Genomic DNA, 19,060 nt, shown 5'->3' with positions numbered 1-19,060 from the left:
TGCGAACTGTCCAGTATCAGTTGTCTGATCCCTCTTCGCTCTCGGAGTCCTCGTCGGTGACCGGGGCCAGCGAGAGCTTGCCGCGGTCATCGATCTTCGTGATCTCGACCTGGACCTTCTGGCCGACTCCGACGACGTCGTCGACGTCTTCGACGCGCTTGCCGTCATTGAGCTTGCGCAGCTCGGAGATGTGCAGCAGACCGTCCTTGCCCGGGGTCAGCGAGACGAACGCGCCGAAGCTCATCGTCTTGACCACCGTGCCGAGGTAGCGTTCGCCGACCTCGGGCACCTGCGGGTTCGCGATCGCGTTGATCATCGAACGAGCGGCCTCGGCGGCCGGTCCGTCGGTGGCGCCGATGAGGACGGTGCCGTCGTCTTCGATGCTGATCTCCGCGCCCGTGTCCTCCTGGATCTGGTTGATCATCTTGCCCTTCGGTCCGATGACCTCACCGATCTTGTCGACGGGGATGTTCACGGAGATGATCCGCGGTGCGGTCGGGGCCATCTCGGCGGGGGCGTCGATGGCTTCGGCGATGACGTCGAGGATAACCATGCGGGCCTCACGGGCCTGCTTGAGTGCCGCGGTCAGCACCGAGGCGGGCAGTCCGTCGAGCTTGGTGTCGAGCTGGATGGCGGTGACGAACTCGCGGGTTCCGGCGACCTTGAAGTCCATGTCGCCGAAGGCGTCCTCGGCACCGAGGATGTCCGTCAGAGCCGCATAGGCGGTCTGCTCACCCTGATCGGTGGAGATGACGTCGGAGACCAGACCCATGGCGATGCCGGCGACGGGTGCGGCCAGCGGCACACCGGCCGAGAGCATGGCCAGGGTCGAGGCGCAGACCGAACCCATCGAGGTCGACCCGTTCGAACCGAGGGCCTCGGAGACCTCGCGGATGGCGTACGGGAAGTCCTCGCGGCTGGGCAGGACGGGCACGAGAGCGCGTTCGGCCAGGGCTCCGTGGCCGATCTCGCGGCGCTTCGGGCTGCCCACGCGGCCGGTCTCACCGGTCGAGTAGGGCGGGAAGTTGTAGTGGTGCATGTAGCGCTTCGAGGTCACCGGCGACAGCGAGTCGATCTGCTGCTCGAGCTTGAGCATGTTCAGCGTCGTGATGCCCAGAATCTGGGTCTCGCCGCGTTCGAACAGTGCCGAACCGTGCACGCGCGGGACCACATTGGTCTCGGCGCTCAGCGGGCGGATGTCCTTGAGTCCGCGGCCGTCGATGCGGACCTGGTCGGTGAGGATGCGCTTGCGCACGACCTGCTTGGTCAGCGCGTTGAGCGCATTGGCGATCTCCTTCTCACGACCTTCGAAGCGTCCGGAGAGCTTCTCGAGCAGCTCGTCGAGGAGGGCGGCGCCGGCGGCCTCGCGCTCCTGCTTGTCAGCGATCTGGAAGTTCTCGGTCTGCTTGGCCTCGCCGAGTTCCTTGACGGCTTCGAAGACATCGTCCTCGAAGTCGCGGAAGATGGGGAATTCGACGGTCGGCTTGGCGGCTGAGGCGGCGAGTTTGGACTGGGCGCGGCAGAGTTCGCCGATGAAGGGCTTGGCGGCTTCGAGGCCTTCGGCCACGACCTCCTCGGTGGGGGCCTGGGCGCCGGTCTTGATCTTGTCGATGGCGTTGTCGGTGGCCTCGGCCTCGACCATCATGATGGCGACGTCGTCACCGACCACGCGCCCGGCGACGACCATGTTGAACACGGCGTCCTCGAGCTGCGAGTGGTTCGGGAACGCCACCCACTGGCCGTCGATGAGCGCGATGCGCACGGCACCGATGGGGCCGGAGAAGGGCAGGCCGGACAGCTGGGTCGACATCGATGCGGCGTTGATCGCCAGCGCATCGTAGAGGTGGTCGGGATTGACCGACATCACGGTGACGACGACCTGGACCTCGTTGCGCAGGCCCTTGATGAAGGACGGGCGCAGCGGGCGGTCGATCAGCCGGCAGGTGAGGATCGCGTCGGTCGAGGGGCGTCCCTCGCGACGGAAGAACGAGCCGGGGATGCGTCCGGCGGCGTACATGCGCTCTTCGACGTCGACGGTCAGCGGGAAGAAGTCGAAGCCCTCCCGCGGGTGCTTGCCCGCGGCGGTGGCCGACAGGAGCATGGTGTCGTCGTCGAGGTAGGCGACGGCGGAGCCGGCGGCCTGCTGGGCCAGTCGTCCGGTCTCGAAGCGGATGGTGTGCGTGCCGAAGCTGCCGTTGTCGATGTGTGCAACGGCGGATTCAGGGTTGAGTCCCACGTAGTCTCCTAGATTGTGCCGGCGTGCGGCGGCTCCCTGCGAATGAGAGCCCACCGTCGACGCACGAGGAATCGACTGCCTGCAGCAGTCCGATCACCCGCACCCTGCCGGCGGGATATTGGCTGAGGACACCCCATGGATCCGAGCCGGTCATCGATCGGGGCCCACGGAACCGGCGCTGAGTGCGCGCACCTCCGGAGGCCACTACCGAGGACCGAACGTCCATGGCATGGTTGTCCGTCTCAGAGTCTACCGCAGAAGCACGAAAGCGCCCCACCCGGAGGTGGGACGCTTCCATAACAGCTGTGCGAAACCGCGATCGGCACCGGCGCACACCGGCCCGGGCTCCGATCGTCGGCAGCGAATCAGCGGCGCAGGCCGAGGCGCTTGATCAGCGTACGGTAGCGCTCGATGTCGACCTTCTGCAGGTACTTGAGCATGCGGCGACGCTGACCGACCAGGAGCAGCAGGCCACGACGCGAGTGGTGGTCCTGCTTGTGGTCCTTGAAGTGTTCGGTGAGGTCGGAGATCCGGCGGGTCAGCAGCGCAACCTGAACCTCGGGAGAACCGGTGTCGCCCTCATGAGTCGCGTATTCCTTGATGATCTCTTGCTTCGTGGCAGTGTCGAGAGCCATGGAGTTCTCCTTCGTATCGTTGCGCGGCGCGCAGACCTGATGTCTTCGCACTGTGGGACCGCGGCCGGTGAAAACGGCAGAGATCAGCTTATCAGGTGTGCAGGACCTCGCGCACATCGGCGATGTCCTCGTGCATCTGCTCGATCAGACCGTCCATATCGGTGAAGGCGACCTGCCTGCGGATGCGGGAGACGAACTCGAGGGTCATCTGCCGGTCGTAGACGTCGAAGGATCCGAATTCCTTGTCGAGCACATGCGCCTCGACCCGGCGGGTGCAGCCTTCGAACGTCGGGTTCGTGCCCACCGAGATCGCCGCCGGGTAGGCCTGCCCCTCGCCGGAGAACGTCGCCCACCCGGCGTAGACGCCGTCGGCGGGCACGAGCCCTTCTGGGTCATCGGACAGGTTCGCCGTCGGGAATCCGAGGTCGCGGCCGCGGGCGTCGCCGTGGACGACGGTGCCGTGAACGGCGTGGTAGCGGCCGAGCTGATCGGCCACTTCGGCGACATCGCCGGCGGTGAGCTGTTCGCGGATGCGCGAGGACGAATAGCGGCCCCCACGTCCGACCTCGTCGATCGTCTCGGTCCGGAACCCGTACTCCTCGCCGAGGCTGCGCAGCGTGTCGATGGTGCCCTCATTGTCCTTGCCGAAGCGCACATCATCGCCGACGACGACCATGCGGGCCCTGAGGGCCTCGACGAAGTGGGTGCGGACGAACTCCTCGGCCGACTGCGCGGCGAAGTCGAGATCGTAGGGCTGGATCACGAGAGCGTCGATCCCGGTCGCGGCGATGAGCTCGGCCCGCTGCCGGGTGCTCGTGATCATCACCGTCGGGTCCTCGGGGCGGTGGACCGTGCGCGGGTGCGGGTCGAAGGTCATCGCGATCGAGCGCAGCCCCTCCCGTCGGGCGAGTGCGGCAACGGTCCTCAGGACGGTCTGGTGACCGCGGTGCACACCGTCGAAGTTGCCGAGGGTCACGACCGAGCCGACAGCGCCGACTTCGATCTCTCCCAGTCCGTGATACTGCTCCACCAGACGTTCGCTCCTTCCGTGCACCGACTCAGATTATCGCAGACGCGATCACGGTCCTAACCCGCACCTCGCCGAGGCGGCCCCACCCCATCTCGGGCGCCGGGAGGTCGCCCGGGACGTCCGGGATCGTCCAGTCCTCAGGCGATGACGGCCCAGCCGATGACTCCGATGAGGCTGGACAGAGCGATCGAGACGAAGGTGCCGATGATGAACCTCTCCCCCGCCGCGGCCGAGGATTTGATCTCGGCGAAGCGGCCGAGTCCCTTGACCGCGACGACCACGGCCATCAGTTCGGGGCGTCCGAGGACGATGGCGCCGGCGATGAGGGCGCGTTCGACGATGCCGACCCACATGCCGCCGCGCAGCACCTCGACGTCCTCGCTGCCGGTGCGCTCGGGCCTGCTGCCCGGCCCCGAGTGCGTCAGCGACAGGAGAAGCGGCACCAGCGGCCAGCCGATGAGTGCGGCGGCGATGGCGGCCGCGACGGCGATGAGAACCTCAGTCCACATTCCTCGCTCCTTCCGCCAGCCCGAGGTGGTGGGCGGCGAGACCTTGCGCGCCGGCGATGATCTCGGCCGTGCCCGGCGCCAGCACTCGGGACACGGCCTGCTGGGAGACGCCGAAGGACTCGGCGATCTCGGTCTGCGTCGCCTCGGGGTCGTCGAGGCGGAAGCCGATGTAGCCGCGCGACTGGACCCGCAGCTCGCCGAGGCTGCTCACGAGCAGGCGCAGGGCCGCCTCGGCGAAGTCGAGATGGGCGGCAGGCGTGGCCGCGGACGCGGAAGCGGAAGCGGGCTCGGGCGCGCTCGACCGTTCCGTTCCGGTGCGGACGACGAGGTGGGCGGGTGCTGACTTCGCGGCCTCGACGGCCTGCCGGGCGGCGTAGAAGGCCTCGCCTCTGGCTTCGACGGTCGTCTCCGGCAGCGGTCTCTCGACCTCGCCGATGCCGATGCCGATATGCCAGTCGGAGTCGACCGCGACCCGTCGCACCGCCTCGGCCACGGCGACCGGATCGGCCAGCACTCCTTGGACCTCGTCACCGATGGTGCGTGCGAATCCCACGACCGCGGCAACCGGTTCGAGCGCGGCAAGCACCCCGGGCACGGCATCAGCGCTGATGCGCGAGCCCTGCTGGTCGATCGTCATGACGAACATGCGCCCAGTACAGCAGAGACGAGCAACACACACAAGGCCTTCGGTTGTTTTCGCTGATTACAACGTTTTAACTTGTCGATCGCGGGTCGTTTCGGTCCGCTTCGGAGCCGTATCGGGTCCGCTTCGGAGCCGTATCGGGTTCGGTCCGGGTTCGCTTCAGGCGAGGTCGATGGCGAATGCCGTGAGGGATTTCAGTCCCCCGCCGGAGCGCACCTCGGCGACGGACACGAGCGTGTCCTCGCAGACCACGGCCACCGTGTCGGGCGCTTGCGCTCCGAGGTCGGCGGCGCTGACGATCTTGCCCTGCATCAGGGCCTTGGCCTGTGCGGCACCGACGGCGACGACGGGCAGCAGGGTGCCGGCCGCCTCGGCCAGGCAGATGAGTTCGGCAGGGGGCGCGTCGAGGGCGTCGGGCAGGCTCACGGCCCGGTCGAGTTCGAAGTCGCCCACGCGGATGCGGCGCAGCGCGGTGAGGTGGCCGAAGACACCGAGGTCGGTGCCGATGTCACGGGCCAGGGCACGCACATAGGTGCCCGAGGAGCAGTCGATCTCGACGTCGACGTCGATATGGCCCTCATCGGCGGCGAAGCGGATGTCGATGATCTCGAATGCGGAGACCTCGACCCGGCGGGACTTCAGCTCGACGTCCTCGCCGGCCCGGACCCGGGCATAGGAGCGTCGGCCGTCGACCTTGATCGCCGATACGGCGCTGGGGACCTGATCGATTGTCCCGCGCTGAGCGGCGACCGCGGCCTCGATGGATGCCGTGTCGACGGCGGCCAGCGCCTCGGGACGAGCGAAGCTGTCGGATTCGGAGTCGGCGTCGTCGGTCGGTGTCGACGAACCCAGGCGAATCGTCGCCAGGTAGGTCTTCGACACGCCGGTGATGTAGCCGAGCAGCTTGGTGCCGCGCCCGAGCCCGAGCACGAGCACACCGGTGGCCATCGGGTCGAGGGTTCCGGCATGGCCGACCTTCTTCGTCCCGTACCAGCGGCGCACGCGTGAGACCACGGCGTGCGAGCTCAGCCCCTGCGGCTTATCGCAGACGAGGATGCCCTGAGGGGAAGAATCGCTCACGGTCTCAGCGATCAGTTGAAGGAGGCGTGCACGTGGTCGAAGTGGTTCGCGGTCGCGCTCCCGCGGTCCTCCATGCCCTTCCAGCCCTGTCCGGGCATCCAGATGCGCTGCTTCCAGATCACGTACTTGACGTTGAGGCTGCTGTGGTTCTTGATCAGGTAGTCGGCGATGCGGTCGCCGGTGGAACCGGTGATCATGATGTCCACGGCCTCACCGGTGTTGTGGTCCGAACCGGTGCCCGGGCGGCGCCCACCGAAGGTCTTGACCTCGGGGAACTTCGCGCACACGGCCCGGTAGCCGTTGACGGCGTTGGGCAGCAGGCCCGACTCGATCGACGAGGACACGTCGCACGGCGGCGCCGAGGTGTCGCTCGAGGTGCCCTCACCGTCGGAGGACTTCTCATCGGCTGAGGACTTCTTCTCTTCGCTGCTCGACGAGTCCCCTTCGCTCTGGCTCGACTGGGCCGAGGATTCGGCGGTCGGCTCCGGCTTCGGGGTCTTGACCTCAAGAGTGGTCTTCGACGACTTGTTCTTGTACTTCGGGTCGTCCTTGACCTTCTCGAGATATTCCTCGCCGGCCTTCTTGCGCTGGGCGTCGATCTCGTCCTGGCTCACCGCCGACGGGCTCGTCGACTCATCGGTCGTCGTGGTCGCGGCCTCGGTGGTGACATTGCCGGACTCGGGCGGACCCATGACGACGGTCGAGCCGACTACGGCCGCGGTCGCGGCGGCCGGAACGGCGATCGCAGCGACGACGGGACGCTGCTTGACGGTCGCCAGCACGGAAGTCGCCGTCGACGGCTCATTCGCTGAGTGCCGACCCGCGGAGCGCTTGGCCGGGGTCAGATCCCGGACGAGCTGCTTCGCGAATGACGGCTTCGGTGAGGAGTGCTTACCCAATGCAGAATTCCCTTAACAGAGTCGTAATCATTTCGTGACCGGAAAAAGTCTACGACACCCGGCAAAGATAACAAAACTGTTACGAGAAATTTTTTCCTGCACGTGACGAAGATCAATGATCAGTCGTCGTCGCCGTCCTCGTCGTTCCTCTTGTAGGGATCGGCCTCGCCGGCGGGCCGGGCGTTCTTGGCCAGCCCCGCCACCCGCTCATCGTCGGCGGCGGCCTGTGCCAGCAGCCCGTCGAGACGGGCCGCGGCCTCGGGGACGGCATCGGCGATGAATTCGAGGCTCGGGGTCAGACGGATCGTCAGCCCCTTGCCCACCTCGGAGCGGATGAAGCCCTTGGCCGATTCGAGTGCCTTGCCCGTGGATTCGAGGTCCTGGCCGTCGCCGAAGACGGTGTAGAAGATGGTCGCGTGCTGCAGATCGCCGGTCACGCGTACGTCGGTGACCGTGACGAAGCCGAGTCGCGGGTCCTTGAGCCGACGCTCGATCGTGCTGGCGACGATGACCTTGATCTGGTCGGCGATCTTGCGCGCCCGAGTCGGGTCTGCCATGGTGCATATCCTTTGTGTCGGGGCCGGAGCCTGTTCTCCGGCCCTATGGTAGCTGTGCGATCGAATCGGCTCCGGCCGATCCCTTCCGGGACCGACCGGAGCCGTGAGCGACGACCGGTGTCAACCGGTGCGAGAGCCGCGAACTCGGATCAGTCGCGCGGCTTCTCCTGCATCTCGAAGGTCTCGATGATGTCACCGACGCGCAGATCGTTGAACTTGCCGAGTCCGATACCGCACTCGTAGCCCTCGCGGACCTCCGTGGCGTCGTCCTTGAACCGGCGCAGCGATTCGATGCGGACGTTGTCGCCGATGACGACTCCGTCGCGGGTCACCCGCGCCGTCGAGTTCCTCTTGATCAGACCATCGCGGACGATCGAGCCGGCGATGTTGCCGAACTTCGAGGACCGGAAGACCTCGCGGATCTCCGCGGTGCCGATCTGGACCTCTTCGTACTCGGGCTTGAGCATGCCCTTGAGCGAGCTCTCGATGTCGTCGATCGCCTGGTAGATGACCGAGTAGTAGCGGACGTCGACGCCTTCGCGGTCTGCCAGGTCGCGAGCCTTCGCCTCCGGACGGACGTTGAAGCCGATGACGATCGCGTTGTCGACCGTGGCCAGGTTGATGTCGTTCTCCGTGATCGCACCGACGCCGCGGTGGATGATCCGCAGATCGACCTCGTCGCCCACATCGATCTTGAGCAGCGAGTCCTCGAGCGCTTCGACGGCACCGGAGACATCGCCCTTGAGGATGAGGTTGAGCATGTCGACCTTGCCCTCGGCCAGTGCCTTGGTGAAGTCCTCGAGGCTGATGCGCTTGCGACCGCGGGCCTGAGCGGCGTTGCGCTCGATGGCGTCGCGCTTCTCGGCGATCTGGCGGGCCGTGCGGTCGTCATCGGTGGAGATGAACGAATCACCGGCACGCGGGACCGAGGACAGGCCGAGCACCTGGACGGGACGGGACGGACCCGCCTCGTCGACCTGCTGGCCGTTCTCGTCGAACATCGCACGCACACGACCGTGGGCGGTGCCGCAGACCATGGCGTCGCCCTGGCGCAGGCTGCCGGACTCGACGAGCACGGTCGCCACGGCGCCGCGGCCCTTGTCGAGCTTGGCCTCGATCGCGATGCCGCGAGCGGACTTGTCGGGGTTCGCCCGCAGGTCCAGTGCCGCATCGGTGGTCAGCAGCACGGATTCGAGCAGCTGGTCGATGCCCTCGCGCTTGAGCGCGGAGATCGGCACGAACATTGTCTCGCCGCCGTACTCTTCGGCCACGAGGTTGTACTCGGTCAGCTGCTGCATGACCTTGGCCGGGTTCGCGCCTTCCTTGTCGACCTTGTTGACCGCCACGACGATCGGCACATCGGCCGCCTGGGCGTGGTTGAGCGCTTCGACCGTCTGCGGCATCACACCGTCATCGGCGGCGACCACGAGGATCGCGAGGTCGGTCGACTTCGCACCGCGGGCACGCATGGCGGTGAACGCCTCGTGGCCCGGGGTATCGAGGAAGGTGAGCTTGCGCTCCTGACCCTCATGGTCGACCTCGACCTGGTAGGCACCGATGTGCTGGGTGATTCCGCCGGCCTCGCGGGAGGCGACATTGGCCGAGCGGATCGCATCGAGCAGCTTGGTCTTGCCGTGGTCGACGTGACCCATGACCGTGATCACCGGGGGCCGCGGGCTGAGGTCTTCGTCATTCTCGCCCGCCGCTTCGGCGTCGAGGTCGATGTCGAAGGTCTCGAGCAGCTCACGGTCCTCGTCCTCGGGCGAGACGATCTCGACCTTGTAGCCGAGCTCCTCACCGAGGACCTCGAAGGTCGCCTCGTCGAGCGACTGCGTGATCGTGGCCATCTCACCGAGGTGGAAGAGCACGGTGACCAGGTTCGTCGGATCCGTGTTGATCTTCTCGGCGAAGTCGGCCAGCGACGAGCCGCGACGCAGACGCAGCGGCGTATTGCCGTCTCCGCGGGGAACGGTGACGCCACCGACCGACGGAGCCTGCATCTGCTCGAGCTCTGCGCGCTTCGCCCGCTTCGACTTCCGTCCCTTCTGACGAGGACCTCCGCCGCGACCGAAAGCGCCCTGCGTGCTTCCGCGACCGCGACCGGATCCGCGACCGCCGGGGCCACCGGGACCGCCGGGAGCATTGCCGCGTCCGCCGCCGCGGCCACGGCCGGGTGCGGGCTTGTTCAGTGCCGAGTTCTTCAGCATCGAGGGGTTGGGACGCGGTGCGCCCGGACGCGGGCCCGGACGAGGACCGGAGGAGCTCTCCTCACCGGCACCGCGCGACTTCTGACCCGGCTTCGGCATGCCCTGCGAGGGCGCGAACGGGTTGTTGCCGGGGCGTGCTCCCTGGCCGCCCTGACCGCCGGAGCGTCCGCCCGGCTTGGGTCCGCGACCGCCGGGCTTCGGCATACCCTGCGACGAGGCGAAGGGGTTGTTGCCCGGGCGTGCGGACGACCGGCCGCCGGGCTTCGGGGCCGCCGGCTTCGGAGCGGCGGGCTTGGGTGCTGCCGGCTTCGGGGCGGCGGGCTTGGGGGCACCGGGCTTCGGAGCGGCGGGCTTGGGCGCCGCTGCACGGTCGGTCTTGGCCTCGGGTGCCGAGGTCTCGGCGGACTCGGTCTGCTTGGGTGCGGCCGGGGCGGGCTTGGCGCCCGGCTTCGGTGCGGCCTTCGACGCAGAGTCGCCCGCCTCGGCGGAGCTCGATTTCGCCGAGGCAGCCTTGGGCCCGGGCTTCGCGCCGGGCTTGGGTGCCGGCTTCGCACCGGGTTTCGGGGCTCCGGGCTTCGCCGCCGGCTTAGCGGCGGACTTCTTCTCGCCGCCGGAGGACTTCGCTCCGTCGGCTGGGGCGGAATCGGCGAAGGCCTCTCTCACCCGGCGCACGACGGGCGCTTCGAGCGTCGAGGAGGCCGAGCGAACGAATTCGCCCATATCCTGGAGCTTCTCGAGGACGTTCTTACTGGTTGTGCCGAGCTCTTTCGCGAGCTCATGGACACGGGGCTTTGCCACAGTTCTCCTGTCCGGGTTCTTTCCCGGTCAGGAAAGAACCTCATCAATGAAGAGCAGTACTCATCTCACTGCTCTCTCGAATTCCGTCTGGGTGTCATCGTGCGACACTCACAACTTGTCATCCATTCAACTACCCGTTCTCTGTGGGTTCGGTATCCTGCCTCGGCAGGTCCGAGGCGGTGATCTTCGTTCGAAAGGCTCGAGCGAAGGCGGCAGTGGTCCGCGCCTTGGCCAGGCACTTCTCATTCGGGTGCACCCAGGCGCCGCGTCCCGGCAGTGTCGCTGACACGTCGTGGACGACGGCCGGATGCTGATCGGGGCGGTGCACGAACCGTGTCAGCTCGCTCCGATCGGCCTTCTGCCTACAGGCGATGCACGTCCTTACGGGTCCATCGCCAACATTCACAATGAATGATTCTACAGCACCGACGCCGCCTCGCGCGCCATGGGGGCCCGTGGTCCGAATCACTCAGTCGGCTGCGATGATATCGATCTTCCAGCCGGTGAGCTTCGCGGCCAGGCGCGCGTTCTGCCCCTCCTTGCCGATGGCCAGCGACAGCTGATCGGTGGGCACGACGGCACGGGACTCCTGGGCGTCGGCGTCGAGGATCTCGACCCGGGTGGCCTTGGCCGGTGAGAGTGCGTGGGCGATGAACTTCGCCGGGTCGTCGGAGTAGTCGACGATGTCGATCTTCTCCTGGCCGAGCTCGTTCATCACCGCTCGCACTCGGGATCCGAGTTCGCCGATGCACGAACCCTTCGCGTTGACCCCGGGCTTCGTCGCCCGCACGGCCAGCTTCGTGCGGTGGCCGGCCTCACGGGCCAGGGACACGACCTCGACGGTGCCGTCGGCGATCTCCGGCGCTTCGTGGGCGAACAGTCGCCTGACGAGGTTCGGGTGGGTGCGGGAGACGGTGACCGAAGTGCCCTTGGTGCCCTTGTGGACATCGGCGATGTACACGCGCATCCGGGTGCCGTGGTTGTACTCCTCGCCGGGGACCTGTTCGTGCGGGGGCAGCACGGCCTCGACGTCGCCGAGGTCGACCTGGACCATCTGCGGGTCCCTGCCCTGTTGGATGGTGCCCGAGGCGATCTCACCCTCACGGCCCTTGAACGTGCCGAGCAGGGATTCGTCCTCGACATCGCGCAGCCGCTGGTGGATGACCTGACGGGCCGTCTGGGCGGCGATGCGGCCGAAGCCCGTGGGGGTGTCGTCGAATTCGCCGATGGGGTTGTCGTCGTTGTCGAACTCCACGGCGAGGATGCGCACTTCACCGGAGGACTTGTCGAGTTCGGCGCGGGCGTCCGGCCACGCCCCCTCGGTCTTCTGGTAGGCGAGGTAGAGTGCCTGTTCGATGAGTTCGACGAGGGTGTCGAGCGGAATCTCCCGCTCCTGTTCGATCACGCGCAGAACATTGAGATCGATGTCCATGTGCCTATGTCCTCTCCGGCTCATTCGAGCATTGAATTGTCTGTGTTCACTTATGCAGGCGTGCCAGTCTATCCCAGTCTCGGCCTGCACTCTGTCACCCAGACCTCAGACGCACCTCAGCGGAACTTGAGTTCGACCTGGGCCTTGCGGATGTCCTCGAGCGGCACCTGCCTGGTCTCCTTCTTCTGCGGGTCCGTGCCCGTGATCGATGTCTCCCCCACCTCGGCGAGGTCGAGTTTGAATGTGTCCTTCTTCGTCGTGATCTCCAGGCGGCGGCCGATCACCCGTCTGAAGTGGCGTGGGGTCTCGAGCTTCCGCGTCGCTCCTGGGCTCGTGACCTCGAGCTGGTAGGGCTTGTCCCGGAAGATCTCGACCTCGTCGAGGGCATCGCCGACGATCTTCGTCGATTCGGCGATCCGGTCCATCGACATCGCCTCGGTGCTCGACTCATCGAGGTCGACGACGACGGTGAGTGTGCGGCGGGGGCCCGCGGCCACGGCCTTGACGTTCTCCAGGTGGTATCCCGCCGTCTGCAGGGGCGGGGTGAGCAGGCCCTTGATCCGTTCGACGTCCTCGTCCATATCTCCTCCTCTTCGCTGGCCCTCCCGCCCGCCGAGGTGCGGCGGACGGCTGCGACGGCCCGTGCGTCTGCCCGGCGGGCCGCTTCCTTCCCACCCTATGCGACAGCCTCGGTCAACGGTAAGCATCCGATAGGATTGCCGTATGCGTTTCCCCGTCAGTCGCCGTGCCCTTCTGACCGCCGGCGTCAGCGGCGCGAGTCTGGGTCTGCTCACGGCCTGCGGCCTGCGACTCGACGCGGATCCCGAGGTGCCCGAGCTCGATTCCTCGCAGGCGCTGCGCAACCGCATCGCCCGCGTCCTCTCCGCCACCTCCCCCGGCTCCGGTGATCCCGACACCGCCGGTGAGGACCTCGCAGTCTTCGTCGCGGCCATCGGCCCGGTGTGGTCGCCTCCGACCGAATTCGCCACCGAACCGGCTCCGACCGAGGACGCACGCACCTTCGTCGAAGCGGCCGAGACCGTCTCCCGCGCCGTGTTCGAGTCCGCCTCCGATCTCGGCTCCGGTCTCATTCCCGTGCTGTCCGATGTGGCCATGGGCCTGACGCTCGTTGCCGGTGACGACGAGCTCATCGACACCGCCGATGAGCTGATTCGCGCCAGCCGCGAGGAAGCCGCCGACACCGCCGCCACGCCGTCCGGCGAAGGCGACTCGGCAGACTCGGGCGGGGACGACTCCGCGGGCGAAGCGGACCGGCAGGCGATGTTGAATGCGATCCTCAACCAGTCTCGGGCAGCCGCCTACGGCTATGAGCGTCTGGCCGTGAACTTCGAGTCGAAGTCCGCGAAGCGCAGGGGTGCGCTGGCGCGTCTCGAATCCCTGGGCTCGCTGTCCGGGGAGATGCTCGGACTCCTCGGGGAGGACAATGCCGATCCCAACGCCTCGGCGTGGAGGCTCGATCCGACTCCCACGGATGCCCGGACGGCCGAGGAGCTGGCTGTGGGCCTCGAGGACGGGCTGGCCTCGGCGCTGCTGCCCTGGTTGGCCGAGGACACCTCGGCGATCCTGCGACTGTGGGAATCGGCTCGGGCCCGGACCGTCTTCTCCCGGCCCCAGCCGCTGCGGTTTGCCTATGACGACTCCGATGACTCCCCCAGCGCAGCGGCCCGATCGACGGCACCGGCGACGGCGGCCACGGAGGTCACCGGATGAAGGTGCCACCGGTTCTCTATCGCTCCACGCGCGACATCATCGGCAAGTACCGCACCGATGCGTGGGTCGCGGCGCTGGACTATATGGCCAATGAGCTCCTCGATCGGTGGAAGCTGCGCTTCGACGATGTGCCCGGCGCCCCGTGGGCCGGCTGCGAGTCGCTGGTCATCCCGGTGCTCACTCAGGAGAACTACCAGGGAGTGCTCCGGTTCGCCGCCCCGACCTCGGCGCACACTGCCGCTCATGCCCAGGCGCTGCGGGCCCTGCGGATGTGGAACGGGCACGGGGCGGTGCGCGTCATCCGCGATGACCGCAGCTTCCGGGTCACCCTGCAGGAGCGACTGCGGACGAAGGACAATCTCTCGGTGCTGCCGCTGGCCGATGTGCCACCGGTCTGGGGTGCCCTACAGCGGTCCCTGGAGATCCCGGCGAGTTCGGAATTCATGCAGGTCCAGGACATCGCGGCGGGCTGGCTGTCGACCTTCGACGCCGATGCCGGGCTGCTGACCGGATGGTCGGAGGCGGGCCCGCACGACGGGCTGCTGCTGTCCTTCGCCCGCAACTGGATGCAGACCCTGGCGTCTTCGGACGAGAGCTGGCTCATCCACGCCGATCTGCACTACTACAACATCCTCGCCGGCAACCCGGATCCCTCGGGCATCTCGACGTGGAAGGCCATCGATCCGCTGCCGCTGTCCGGTCCGACGGCGTACACGCTGGCCCCGGTGCTGTGGAATCGGCTGTCCGAGATCCCCTCGGACCATCCGCAGGCGCAGGCGGCGTGGCTGCGCGGTTTCGCCACCGATCTGGCCCTGTGCGCCGGAGTCGAACCGCAGTACGGGATGGGTGCGACCGTGGCCCGGGAGATCACGAACATGTTCTGGTATCTGCGCGCGGCCACCGGCGGGTCGACGGCGAGCCTGGCCGATGCGGCCCGGTCCCTGTGGGTGGCCCGGGCCCTGTCCGGGGCCGATGTGGCAGGCGTCAACGCCCACGCCCTCAAACCCATCGGCTGAGCCTTGAGCGGGTCCGGACCTGGAGCGGTTCTGAGCCTCGAGCGGACCCGGACCTTCAGCGGATGAGGCCCGAGACGACGTCGAAGCCGAGTTTGAGGATCATCGCCGAGACCACGACGACGAAGATGACGCGCACGAAGCCCGAGCCCTTCTTCAGTGCGGTGCGGGCGCCGAAGACACCGCCTGCGACATTGCCGACGGCCACGACCAGACCCAGCAGCCAGACGACCTGTCCGTCGGGGACGAAGTAGACCAGCGCCCCGAAGTTCGTCGCCCAATTGATCACCTTCGCCATCGCCGAGGCCTGCAGGAATGAGAAGCCGATGATCATGACGAACGCGATGACGAGGAACGATCCCGTGCCCGGTCCCAGCACCCCGTCGTAGACGCCGATGATGAGGCCGATGAGCCACGACAGCGCGTGGTGGCGCTTCGACGACTCGCCGAACCGCAGGCTCGCCTCCGCCCCGAGGCTGGGGTTGAGCAGGGTGAACAGGCCGACGCCGATCAGTGCCAGAAGGATGATCGGGGTGAACAGTTCGGCCGGGACCAGGGTCGCGAGCTTCGCCCCGGCCACGGCGCCGAGGAACGCCGAGGCCGCGGCCGGGATCGTCGCCGACCGGTCGGGGGTGATCTTGCGCAGGTAGGTGATCGCCGAGGCGGTCGTGCCCGCGATCGACCCGATCTTGTTCGTCGCGACCGCCTGCACCGGGCTCATGCCGGGCACGAGCAGCAGTGCGGGCAGCTGGATCAGCCCGCCCCCGCCGACGACCGCGTCGATCCATCCGGCCAGGGCTCCTGCGGCCAGCAGCCACAGGAGCATCGGCAGGGTGACATCGAGGCCGCCGGTGAGAGCTTCGAACACCGAGGCGGCTCAGACGTTCGCGTCGGCCGCGTCGACGGCCGCCGCGGGCAGAGCTGTCTCGGCCGCATCGACGGCGGCCGCATCGGCGGCGGCATCGGCCTTCGCGTAGGCCTCACGGATCGCGGCCACGGTGGCGGGGACCACCTCGGCGACGGGAAGATCGGTCTTCTCATCGGCCAGACGGTCGCGCACCTCGACCACACCGTCGGCGAGTCCGCGTCCGACGACGATGACGGTGGGGATGCCGATGAGCTCGGCGTCGGCGAACTTGAAGCCGGGCGAGACCTTGTTGCGGTCATCGATCAGGACGCTGATGCCCTCGGCCTCGAGCTCGGCGGTGATCGTCTCGGCCGCCTCGGCGATGTCGGCACCCTTGCCGGCGACGATGACATGCACATCGGCCGGGGCCAGATGCTGGGGCCAGAGCAGTCCGTCCTCGCTGTGGTACTCCTCGGCGATGCAGGCCATGACGCGGGTGACGCCGAGACCGTAGGAGCCCATGGTCACGGTCGTGGCCTTGCCGTTGGCATCGAGCACCTTGAGGTCGAGGGCCTCGGCGTACCGGCGGCCGAGCTTGAAGATCTGGCCGATCTCGACACCGCGGGCCAGCTCCAGCGGTCCGGAGCCGTCGGGGGCGGGATCGCCGACGGCCACCTGGGCGGCTTCGATCGTGCCGTCGGCCACGAAGTCGCGGCCGGCGACGAGGTCGAAGACGTGGCGGCCGGGCTCATTCGCGCCGGTGATCCAGCGGGTGCCGTCGACGATGCGGGGGTCGAGGAGATAGCGGATCTTCGACGGCGATTCGAGGCCGAGGACCGGGTGGTCGAGGTCGTTGCCGGGCCCGATGTAGCCCTTGACGAGCTCGGGGTGGGCGGCGAGGTCCTCGGCTGTTGCGGCCTCGAGATCGACCTCGCCGTCGCCGAGCATGCCGGTGCCGGCGGCCCGGTCGAGGTCGACCTCACGGTCACCGGGCAGGCCGATGACGATGACCTCGCGGGTCCCGTCCGGATGAGTCACGGCGCAGACGACGTTCTTCAGCGTATCGGCGGCGGTCCATTCGCGGTCCTCCCGCGGATGATTCGCGTTCGCCGCGGCCACGAGGGTCTCGATCGTCGGAGTGTCGGGGGTGTCCTCGACATGGGCGGCGGGCGTGCCCTCATAGGGAATCGGATCGGGCACGATCGAGGTCACGGCCTCGACGTTGGCGGCGTAACCGCCGGCGGAGCGGACGAAGGTGTCCTCGCCGACCTCGGAGGGGTAGATGAATTCCTCGGTGCCGGATCCGCCCATCGCTCCCGGGGTCGCCTCGACCGGCAGGCAGGGCAGTCCGAGGCGGGCGAAGGCGCGCAGGTAGGCCACGCGCATGGCCTCGTAGGAGGCGTCGAGGCCGGCGTCGTCGACGTCGAACGAGTAGGCGTCCTTCATGATGAATTCGCGGCCGCGCAGCAGACCGGCGCGGGGCCGGGCCTCGTCGCGGTACTTCGTCTGGATCTGGTAGATCGACAGGGGCAGATCCTTGTACGAGGAGTAGAGGTCCTTGACCAGGAGGGTGAAGACCTCCTCGTGGGTGGGGGCGAGGATGTAGTCGTTGTCACGACGGTCCTTGAGGTGGAACAGGTCGGGGCCGAAGGCCTCCCAGCGGCCGGAGGTCTTGTAGGGGTCGGCGGGCAGCAGTCCCGGGAAGTGGACCTCCTGGGAACCGGCGAGCGCCATCTCCTCGCGCACGATGGCCTCGATCTTGCCGAGCACGGCCAGTCCCAGCGGCAGCCACGTGTAGATCCCCGGTGCCTGCCTGCGGATGTATCCGGCGCGGTGCAGCAGTCGGTGGCTGGCCACCTCGGCGCCGACCGGGTCCTCCTTCTGGGTTCGCACGAACAGGGACGACATGCGCAGGGCCATAGGCGTTTCTCCTCAACTCGTCAGGACTCAGATCGAACACTATCGCACGCGGGCGGGCCGCGGGAATCCGGAGCGGAGCGGTCGGGTGTCTCGACGCGGTCGACCACGTGGGTGAGCCCGGATTCGTCACCAGGGGGAAGAGAATTAGACTGGTGGGTGCTGCGCCGAAGTCCAGCACCGGTCGGGGCCCCTGGTCCGCCGACCGGCACTCACCGACACGACGAGTCCGAGCGATACGAAGAGCATGCCTGATCAGAGTCAACTCACGCAGTTCCCGCGGCCGTCCGTGGCGGTCGACACCGCGGTCCTCTGCCCTGTGCCCGGCCGTGGTCTGCATGTTCTCCTCACCCATCCCGGCGATGGGGTGTGGCAGCTGCCGGGGTCGATTCTGCGTCCGCAGGAGCGCCTCGCCGAGGCGGTCGCCCGGTGCCTGCGCGAGAAGGCCCGGCTGGTCGATCGGGCGCCGGTCCAGCTGCATGTGTTCGACCAGCCCGACCGCGACGATCGCGGCTGGGTGATCTCCGTGGCCCACCTCGATGTGCTCTCGGCCGGTGACGTCGGCCTCGCCCGGACCGGTGACGACGGCGTGCCCGAGTCCGGAACGGCCGAATCCGGAACGGCCGAGTCCGGAACGGCCCAGTCCGGTGACGACCCCGCCGAGGCCGGTGACGGCTTCGCCGAGGCCGTGGCGACGGATTCCGATCACGCCGATGCTCCCGTCCATCGTCGCAAGCTCGTGCCCGTGCACGATGTCGACGAACTCAGCTCCGAACACCAGGAGATCGTGCGTGTCGCCGTCCACCGGCTGCGGGCCCTGCACGAGCGCACACCCGATCCCTTCGGTCTGCTCGAGTCCGAGTTCTCACTGCGGCAGCTGCGGGAACTGCACGAGATCGTCGCCGGTGAGAGCCTGCAGGCCGATACATTCCGGCGCACCATGCTGCCTCTGCTCGACCCGACCGGTCAGGCCGTCAGTCAGGGCAGGGGCCGGCCCGCACAGACATTCACCCGCCGGTCGGAGCTGGCCCTGCGCGCCGACTCCCGCCGGATGCCCGAGGACACGCGGCGATGACCGAGATCGACCGATCACCGAACACGCACATGCGCATCGACGTGTGGCTGTGGACGACGCGGATGTTCAAGACCCGCAGCCTCGCCACTCAGGCCTGCCGCGGCGGACACGTCCAAGTCGACGGGCAGCGGGTCAAGGCCTCCCAGAAGGTGAGCATCGGTCAGGAGGTGCGCGTGCGCAAGGCCGGCAGCGAATTCACGTGGAAGATCACCGGCTTCATCCCCACCCGCATGCAGGCCTCCATCGCCGTCGAATGCTATGAGGATCTCACTCCCCCACCCGACCCGGCCCTGCGCGGGTTCGTCCCGCGACGGGACAAGGGGCTGGGCCGTCCGACGAAGAAGGACCGTCGCGAGATGGAGAAGTTCTTGGGCGACCTGGCCAAGCCTCAGTCCCGCAACCGCCGACGCCGCTGAGTGCGACCGCCGACGCCGCTGAGTGCAGCCGCCGA

Annotated in this window: 18 protein-coding genes; 4 read left to right on the top strand and 14 right to left on the bottom strand. The window is 67.8% G+C overall.

Annotated features, from left to right (window positions below):
* Nucleotides 1-16 precede the first annotated feature (16 nt).
* The 12 genes from IG171_RS04380 to IG171_RS04325 all read right to left on the bottom strand — a co-directional run bounded on the left by IG171_RS04380 (nucleotide 17) and on the right by IG171_RS04325 (nucleotide 12,607).
* On the bottom strand, nucleotides 17-2,236 hold the full coding sequence (locus tag IG171_RS04380; protein ID WP_212130160.1) for a polyribonucleotide nucleotidyltransferase: 2,220 nt from the start codon (nucleotides 2,234-2,236) through the stop codon (nucleotides 17-19).
* 365 nt (nucleotides 2,237-2,601) lie between these two features.
* The gene (rpsO, locus tag IG171_RS04375; RefSeq protein WP_212130158.1) at nucleotides 2,602-2,871 is read right to left on the bottom strand and encodes a 30S ribosomal protein S15; all 270 of its coding nucleotides are present in this window, start codon (nucleotides 2,869-2,871) and stop codon (nucleotides 2,602-2,604) included.
* A 91-nt stretch (nucleotides 2,872-2,962) separates the two neighbouring features.
* On the bottom strand, nucleotides 2,963-3,901 hold the full coding sequence (locus tag IG171_RS04370; RefSeq protein ID WP_212130156.1) for a bifunctional riboflavin kinase/FAD synthetase: 939 nt from the start codon (nucleotides 3,899-3,901) through the stop codon (nucleotides 2,963-2,965).
* A 137-nt stretch (nucleotides 3,902-4,038) separates the two neighbouring features.
* A complete protein-coding gene (locus IG171_RS04365) occupies nucleotides 4,039-4,410 on the bottom strand; it encodes a hypothetical protein (RefSeq protein ID WP_212130154.1) in 372 nt (123 codons plus the stop codon).
* A complete protein-coding gene (locus IG171_RS04360; protein WP_212130153.1) occupies nucleotides 4,400-5,056 on the bottom strand; it encodes a hypothetical protein in 657 nt (218 codons plus the stop codon). Before IG171_RS04360 ends, IG171_RS04365 begins: the two co-directional genes overlap by 11 nt.
* Before the next feature lie 156 nt (nucleotides 5,057-5,212).
* Nucleotides 5,213-6,133 carry a tRNA pseudouridine(55) synthase TruB gene (gene truB / locus IG171_RS04355; RefSeq protein WP_212130152.1) on the bottom strand — a complete coding sequence of 307 codons (921 nt, stop codon included), beginning with the start codon at nucleotides 6,131-6,133 and terminating at the stop codon, nucleotides 5,213-5,215.
* An 11-nt stretch (nucleotides 6,134-6,144) separates the two neighbouring features.
* Entirely contained in the window at nucleotides 6,145-7,032 is an 888-nt protein-coding gene (locus IG171_RS04350; RefSeq protein WP_212130151.1) for a ligand-binding protein SH3, read from the bottom strand.
* Nucleotides 7,033-7,151: 119 nt separating this feature from the next.
* Nucleotides 7,152-7,589, bottom strand: coding sequence for a 30S ribosome-binding factor RbfA (gene rbfA, locus IG171_RS04345; protein WP_212130150.1), 438 nt, complete (start codon nucleotides 7,587-7,589; stop codon nucleotides 7,152-7,154).
* 149 nt (nucleotides 7,590-7,738) lie between these two features.
* Nucleotides 7,739-10,594, bottom strand: a complete 2,856-nt coding sequence (gene infB, locus IG171_RS04340; RefSeq protein ID WP_212130149.1) for a translation initiation factor IF-2 — start codon at nucleotides 10,592-10,594, stop codon at nucleotides 7,739-7,741.
* A 130-nt stretch (nucleotides 10,595-10,724) separates the two neighbouring features.
* Nucleotides 10,725-11,000 (bottom strand): YlxR family protein, encoded by a 276-nt coding sequence (locus tag IG171_RS04335; RefSeq protein ID WP_212130148.1) that lies wholly within the window; start codon nucleotides 10,998-11,000, stop codon nucleotides 10,725-10,727.
* Between the two features lie 63 nt (nucleotides 11,001-11,063).
* Complete coding sequence (gene nusA, locus IG171_RS04330) at nucleotides 11,064-12,026, bottom strand: transcription termination factor NusA (protein WP_212130147.1); 963 nt, start codon at nucleotides 12,024-12,026, stop codon at nucleotides 11,064-11,066.
* A gap of 116 nt (nucleotides 12,027-12,142) precedes the next feature.
* Nucleotides 12,143-12,607: a ribosome assembly cofactor RimP gene (locus IG171_RS04325; RefSeq protein WP_212130145.1), complete on the bottom strand. Its 465-nt coding sequence runs from the start codon at nucleotides 12,605-12,607 to the stop codon at nucleotides 12,143-12,145.
* 142 nt (nucleotides 12,608-12,749) lie between these two features.
* Here IG171_RS04325 and IG171_RS04320 point away from each other — a divergent pair, with 142 nt between their 5' ends.
* Together IG171_RS04320 and IG171_RS04315 are read left to right on the top strand one after the other, a co-directional pair.
* The gene (locus tag IG171_RS04320) at nucleotides 12,750-13,757 is read left to right on the top strand and encodes a hypothetical protein (protein WP_212130143.1); all 1,008 of its coding nucleotides are present in this window, start codon (nucleotides 12,750-12,752) and stop codon (nucleotides 13,755-13,757) included.
* The gene (locus IG171_RS04315) at nucleotides 13,754-14,773 is read left to right on the top strand and encodes an aminoglycoside phosphotransferase family protein (protein ID WP_212130141.1); all 1,020 of its coding nucleotides are present in this window, start codon (nucleotides 13,754-13,756) and stop codon (nucleotides 14,771-14,773) included. The genes IG171_RS04320 and IG171_RS04315 overlap by 4 nt, the downstream gene beginning before the upstream one ends.
* Before the next feature lie 55 nt (nucleotides 14,774-14,828).
* Here the strand turns inward: IG171_RS04315 and IG171_RS04310 are convergent, their stop codons facing one another.
* The gene (locus tag IG171_RS04310) at nucleotides 14,829-15,638 is read right to left on the bottom strand and encodes a TSUP family transporter (RefSeq protein ID WP_249204043.1); all 810 of its coding nucleotides are present in this window, start codon (nucleotides 15,636-15,638) and stop codon (nucleotides 14,829-14,831) included.
* A 9-nt stretch (nucleotides 15,639-15,647) separates the two neighbouring features.
* Complete coding sequence (locus IG171_RS04305) at nucleotides 15,648-17,537, bottom strand: proline--tRNA ligase (protein ID WP_212130139.1); 1,890 nt, start codon at nucleotides 17,535-17,537, stop codon at nucleotides 15,648-15,650.
* A gap of 244 nt (nucleotides 17,538-17,781) precedes the next feature.
* Here IG171_RS04305 and IG171_RS04300 point away from each other — a divergent pair, with 244 nt between their 5' ends.
* Both IG171_RS04300 and IG171_RS04295 read left to right on the top strand, forming a co-directional pair.
* Complete coding sequence (locus IG171_RS04300; protein ID WP_212130137.1) at nucleotides 17,782-18,609, top strand: NUDIX hydrolase; 828 nt, start codon at nucleotides 17,782-17,784, stop codon at nucleotides 18,607-18,609.
* Nucleotides 18,606-19,025 (top strand): RNA-binding S4 domain-containing protein, encoded by a 420-nt coding sequence (locus tag IG171_RS04295; protein ID WP_212130135.1) that lies wholly within the window; start codon nucleotides 18,606-18,608, stop codon nucleotides 19,023-19,025. The genes IG171_RS04300 and IG171_RS04295 overlap by 4 nt, the downstream gene beginning before the upstream one ends.
* Nucleotides 19,026-19,060 lie beyond the last annotated feature (35 nt).

The sequence above is a fragment of the Brevibacterium sp. SMBL_HHYL_HB1 genome (assembly GCF_018208375.1).
Taxonomy (GTDB): Bacteria; Actinomycetota; Actinomycetes; order Actinomycetales; family Brevibacteriaceae; genus Brevibacterium; species Brevibacterium intestinavium.
Note: the sequence above shows the minus strand (reverse complement) of the source record. Positions and strands in the feature narration are given on the sequence as shown.